The following is a 6,000-nucleotide window of genomic DNA, read 5'->3' as shown; positions in this document are numbered from 1 at the left end:
ATAATCAGTGGGGGATGAACAAAATCCCCACTGATTAAAGTTTCACTTTATATGTTTTTGCCTTCCTATCTTGTAATATTGATATAAATTTAAATGGCTTATTCGTAATGAAATTTAGAAGTCATGTTTTGTAACGGTCAATTGTATTACTATTCCAAAAGGATCTCGCACAATGGCATAACCCGGGCTGAAGGAGTTTTTTTCAAAAGGTGTTAAAATATAAACCTCATCATGTTGAATTAGATTGTGATAGAGTGCTTCAATGGTTTGGAAATCTTTAGATTGAATGCATAATGATGAGCTATTACTTAATTGCCAAGGGCGTGTGGAATCCACTGCCTGTTCTGCAATCATAATTTTATTAGTGCCAATTTGTAAAACAGAATGGGTAATATAATGTTCTTGGCTTTCTTTATACGTGAAATTCGGATCTAATTCTTTCATTTCTTTATAATTCTTTTTAAATAAAACTTTTGCGCCTAAATACTGTTCGTAAAACGCAATTGCTTTAGCACCTTGCCCATTTAATGATAAAAAAGGGATTACTTCAAAGTTCATTGTATTGCCTCCTTTATATATGTTTACACTTATTACTATACAAATATAAGGTGCCAACATACGACACCTATAGGGAGAATTTATGAAAAAAGTTGAACGTTTAAATCAGATGCTACGTTTTATTAATCAAAAACAAATATTCACATTGAAAGATTTAATGGATGAATTTCAAATTTCAAAAAGGACAGCTTTACGTGATATTGCATCATTAGAGGAAATGGGTGTACCCCTTTTTGCAGAGTATGGTCGGTATGGAGGATATCGTTTAATAAAAACGATGGCATTACCACCGATTTCATTTACAAACCATGAAGTTTTTGCGCTTTATTTTGCAATGCAAGCACTAAGTAGTTTTGTAAGTATTCCCTTTCAAATCTCGTTTCGTTCCATTAATAAGAAATTTTTAGATAGTGTTTCGTCAAAACAGCGTGAGCAAATTGAAAACTTGCAAAAAAGAGTGTCCTTTTTTCATTTGGAACAAGCACATGAATGTGGTTATCTAGAAGAGATTTTGTTAGCTGCTGTTCAAAATAGGGCTTTAACTGTAAACTATGTAACACCGAAACAAACGACAATGCGCCGTATTCAGCCGATTTCGATTTATGCAATGAAAGGTTATTGGTATTGCCAGGCTTACGATTTAGATAAAGCGGCTTATCGAGTGTTTCGCTGTGATCGTATTAGGTCGTTAGAAATGGTAGGTGCTCAGGATAGTCTGGATTTGGAAAATATAAATATACATAACGCACATAGTCTTTGGAAGGCAACTGAACAAGCTATTCAATTTAAATGCTCAATTACTGCGAGGGGGATAGAGATATTCAAGCAACAACAATACCCTTCGATGAAATTATGGGAAGAATGTGAAGATACATATTTAATAGGAACTTATGAGCCTGCTGAAATTAACTTTATCATCTCGTATCTAGCTAGTTTTGGTAAAACTATAAAAATAATTGAGCCATCTTCTTTAAAAGAGAACTTGAAAGAATACTACTTAGATTTAATACGAAATTTGTAATATGAATTTGAAATATTAGTTTGTTGGAACAAATAAAATAAAAACTTTTTCTAAATCTACGGCTCGACATTTGGACGATTGTTGTCATAGTTACAAGACAAGTGTTACAATTATCATTAGGTTTATACATTTTAGTTTTTTTAATTAGGAGAAAAATTGGCATAACATAAATTTGATTTTTATAACGACTGATTGTAAAGAGAAAAAGAAAGCAATCGGAAGTTTTATTTTAATAAAAGAGGAGCGTATTTCCTATGATCGGTATTTTAAAAAAGGTATTTGATGTCAACCAACGCCAAATTAAACGTATGCAGAAGACAGTGGAGCAAATTGATGCATTAGAATCATCTATTAAGCCGCTAACTGATGAACAATTAAAAGGAAAGACGATTGAATTTAAAGAACGTCTAACAAAAGGTGAGACAGTAGATGACCTACTTCCTGAAGCTTTTGCGGTTGTTCGTGAAGCAGCAAATCGTGTTCTTGGAATGCGTCCATATGGCGTACAGCTAATGGGTGGTATCGCCTTACATGAAGGAAATATCTCTGAGATGAAAACAGGTGAAGGTAAAACGTTAACATCTACTTTACCTGTATATTTAAACGCATTAACAGGAAAAGGTGTTCACGTTGTTACAGTCAATGAATACTTAGCACAACGTGATGCAAATGAAATGGGACAACTTCATGAGTTCCTTGGCCTAACTGTAGGGATTAACTTAAATAGTATGTCACGTGAAGAGAAAAAAGCTGCTTATGCTGCTGATATTACGTATAGCACAAATAACGAGCTTGGATTCGATTACTTACGTGACAACATGGTGTTATATAGAGAGCAGTGCGTTCAGCGTCCACTTAATTTTGCTATCATCGATGAAGTCGATTCCATTTTAGTCGATGAAGCACGTACGCCGCTTATTATTTCTGGACAAGCTCAAAAATCAACAGAGCTATACATGTTTGCAAATGCATTCGTTCGTACATTAGAAAATGAAAAAGAATATTCATTTGATGTGAAAACGAAAAATGTAATGTTAACTGAAGATGGTATTACGAAAGCAGAGAAAGCTTTCCATATTGAAAACTTATTTGATTTAAAACATGTAGCACTTCTTCACCATATTAATCAGGGGCTTCGTGCACACGTTGTTATGCACCGTGATACAGATTATGTTGTACAAGAAGGCGAAATCGTAATCGTAGACCAATTCACTGGTCGTCTTATGAAAGGTCGTCGTTATAGCGAAGGTTTACACCAAGCTATTGAAGCAAAAGAAGGCGTAGAAATTCAAAATGAAAGTATGACGCTTGCAACAATTACGTTCCAGAACTACTTCCGTATGTACGAAAAGTTATCTGGTATGACTGGTACAGCGAAAACGGAAGAAGAAGAATTCCGTAGTATTTACAATATGAATGTTATCGTAATTCCAACGAATAAAGATATTATTCGTGATGACCGTGCTGATTTAATCTTCAAATCAATGGAAGGTAAATTCAATGCAGTTGTTGAGGATATTGTAAATCGTCATAAGCAAGGGCAACCTATTCTTGTTGGTACAGTTGCAATTGAAACATCAGAGCTTATTTCAAAAATGTTAACACGTAAAGGTGTACGTCATAATATCTTAAACGCAAAAAACCATGCGCGTGAAGCAGATATCATTGCAGAAGCTGGTATGAAAGGCGCTGTAACAATTGCGACGAATATGGCTGGTCGTGGTACGGATATTAAGTTAGGCGACGATATTAGAAACGTTGGCCTAGCAGTTATCGGTACAGAACGTCACGAAAGCCGTCGTATTGATAATCAGTTACGTGGTCGTGCTGGTCGTCAAGGGGACCCTGGTGTAACACAGTTCTACCTATCAATGGAAGATGAACTAATGCGCCGCTTCGGTGCTGACAATATGAAAGCGATGATGGATCGTCTTGGTATGGATGATTCACAGCCAATCGAAAGTAAAATGGTTTCTCGTGCTGTAGAATCTGCACAAAAACGTGTAGAAGGAAATAACTATGATGCACGTAAGCAGCTATTGCAATACGACGATGTACTTCGTCAACAACGTGAAGTAATTTATAAACAGCGTCAAGAAGTAATGGATTCAGAGAACTTACGCAGCATTATTGAAGGTATGATGAAATCTACGATAGAACGTGCGGTTGCACTTCATACGCAAGAAGAAATCGAAGAAGATTGGAACATGAAAGGTCTTGTCGATTACTTAAATACAAACCTTCTTGAAGAAGGAGATGTAAAAGAAGAAGAGTTACGTCGTCTTGCTCCAGAAGAAATGAGCGAATCAATCATCGCGAAATTAGTAGAGCGTTATAACGAAAGAGAGAAACTTCTACCTGAAGAGCAGACGCGTGAATTCGAAAAGGTTGTTGTATTCCGTGTTGTAGATACGAAATGGACAGATCATATCGATGCAATGGATCATCTTCGTGAAGGTATTCATTTACGTGCTTACGGACAAATCGATCCACTTCGTGAATACCAAATGGAAGGATTCGCAATGTTCGAGTCGATGATCGCTTCTATTGAAGAGGAAATCTCTCGTTACATTATGAAAGCTGAAATTGAGCAAAACTTAGAGCGCCAAGAAGTTGTTCAAGGTGAAGCTGTTCATCCATCAAGCGATGGCGAAGACGCGAAGAAAAAACCGGTTGTAAAAGGTGACCAAATGGGACGCAACGATTTATGTAAATGCGGTAGTGGCAAGAAATATAAAAACTGTTGTGGCATTGGGCAGTAATAGGGAACTGTAGTTCAGGCTGCTTTGCAAACTTTTACATCAAAAAATGTATAATGAAAAGGTTTAAACTCTCTCTGTAATAAGCGGAGAGAGTTTCCCTTGTTTTCATATGAAAGTAACAGCAATTACATAGAGGTGAAGGAAATGGAATTAGTAGAAATTAGGCAAGAATTAGAAAAAATGGCTAAGAGATTAGCGGCTTTTAGGGGGTCTCTTTGACCTCCCTACTAAGGAAAAACAAATTGCAGAATTAGAAGAAACGATGATGGGCGCTGGATTTTGGGATGACCAACAAGGCGCACAAGCTGTAATTAATGAAGCGAATGCGCTGAAAGATATGGTTGGAAGGTTCCGTCAGTTAGATGAGACGTTCGAAAACTTAGAAATGACGCATGACCTACTTAAAGAAGAGTATGATGAAGATTTACATGAAGAATTAGAATCTGAAGTGAAAACTTTAATTCAAGAAATGAATGAGTACGAGCTGCAGTTACTATTAAGCGATCCTTATGATAAAAATAACGCTATTTTAGAATTACACCCAGGTGCAGGTGGAACAGAGTCACAAGACTGGGGTTCTATGTTATTACGTATGTACACACGCTGGGCTGAGAAACGTGGGTTTAAAGTAGAAACGGTTGACTACTTACCGGGCGATGAAGCTGGTATTAAGAGTGTTACATTATTAATTAAAGGTCATAACGCTTACGGTTATTTGAAAGCGGAGAAAGGTGTACATCGTCTTGTGCGTATTTCACCGTTCGATTCTTCAGGTCGTCGTCATACATCGTTCGTATCTTGTGAAGTTGTACCTGAATTCAATGATGAAGTTGAAATTGAAGTGCGTACAGAAGATTTGAAAATAGATACGTATCGTGCAAGTGGTGCAGGCGGACAGCACGTTAATACGACAGATTCAGCAGTTCGTATAACGCATCTACCAACAAACACGGTTGTAACATGTCAGTCAGAGCGTTCTCAAATTAAAAACCGTGAACATGCGATGAAAATGCTGAAAGCGAAATTATATCAAAAGAAATTAGAAGAACAACAAGCACAATTAGATGAGATTCGCGGAGAGCAAAAAGAAATTGGATGGGGCAGCCAAATCCGTTCTTACGTATTCCACCCGTATTCTCTTGTGAAAGACCATCGTACAAATACAGAAGTTGGTAACGTACAAGCAGTTATGGATGGGGAAATTAATCCGTTTATTGATGCGTATTTACGTTCTCGTATTTAATAAGAGAAAAAGCCAACAGAATTGTTGGCACATGCTGAGGTCCAAGAGGATATAAAGAGGCTTATCTTATTTATATTGATGAAATAAAGAGGAAGAGAAGTTGGAGGCGACAACTTCTCTTTTTGATGAGATTACATGTAGAATACAATGCCGTATATTGTTTTGTAAAAAGTAGAGAATAGTAAAACAGAGCGGTAATAGAGTAGGGCTTTATATAGGGCTTCTCATTTTTGGTTTGGAGAAAAAGGCTCTTTATAGAACTTTTTAAGGTGTTCACAGAATTGAAACAATTTATGAAAGCTTATTTTAGTAGGCTTCTCACTATATTTGTAAAAAATATGAAATACACCTTAGTTTTTCTATATAAAGATAATGCTTATAATGAATATTGAATGTGTTATGAAAACTATTGCCTA

At 36.3% G+C, this 6,000-nt stretch carries 4 protein-coding genes; 3 read left to right on the top strand and 1 reads right to left on the bottom strand.

All coding sequences use genetic code 11. From position 1 onward, the window contains the following. Positions 1–114: 114 nt before the first annotated feature. Positions 115–558, bottom strand: a complete 444-nt coding sequence (locus V7038_RS14230) for a VOC family protein (RefSeq protein WP_070129172.1) — start codon at positions 556–558, stop codon at positions 115–117. Between the two features lie 82 nt (positions 559–640). Here V7038_RS14230 and V7038_RS14225 point away from each other — a divergent pair, with 82 nt between their 5' ends. The 3 genes from V7038_RS14225 to prfB all read left to right on the top strand — a co-directional run bounded on the left by V7038_RS14225 (position 641) and on the right by prfB (position 5,584). After that, positions 641–1,579, top strand: a complete 939-nt coding sequence (locus V7038_RS14225; RefSeq protein ID WP_070129171.1) for a helix-turn-helix transcriptional regulator — start codon at positions 641–643, stop codon at positions 1,577–1,579. A 254-nt stretch (positions 1,580–1,833) separates the two neighbouring features. Continuing rightward, positions 1,834–4,341 (top strand): preprotein translocase subunit SecA, encoded by a 2,508-nt coding sequence (gene secA, locus V7038_RS14220; RefSeq protein ID WP_002112864.1) that lies wholly within the window; start codon positions 1,834–1,836, stop codon positions 4,339–4,341. A 144-nt stretch (positions 4,342–4,485) separates the two neighbouring features. Further along, positions 4,486–5,584 (top strand): peptide chain release factor 2 gene (gene prfB, locus V7038_RS14215; protein ID WP_098988193.1). Its coding sequence is split into 2 segments (ribosomal slippage): positions 4,486–4,557 and positions 4,559–5,584, totalling 1,098 coding nucleotides; the frame shifts between segments, so codons are not numbered across the junction. Positions 5,585–6,000: the final 416 nt, after the last annotated feature.

It is taken from the genome of Bacillus sp. JJ783, from assembly GCF_036963225.1.
Lineage (GTDB): Bacteria > Bacillota > Bacilli > Bacillales > Bacillaceae_G > Bacillus_A > Bacillus_A cereus_U.
The sequence above is the reverse complement of the archived record's forward strand: the minus strand, read 5'-3'. Positions and strand labels throughout refer to the sequence as shown.

Excerpts from the sequence above, each read along its gene's own strand:
- V7038_RS14230 (WP_070129172.1), bottom strand. The coding sequence starts at position 558 with ATGAACTTTGAAGTAATCCCTTTTTTATCATTAAATGGGCAAGGTGCT.
- secA (WP_002112864.1), top strand. The coding sequence starts at position 1,834 with ATGATCGGTATTTTAAAAAAGGTATTTGATGTCAACCAACGCCAAATT.
- V7038_RS14225 (WP_070129171.1), top strand. The coding sequence starts at position 641 with ATGAAAAAAGTTGAACGTTTAAATCAGATGCTACGTTTTATTAATCAA.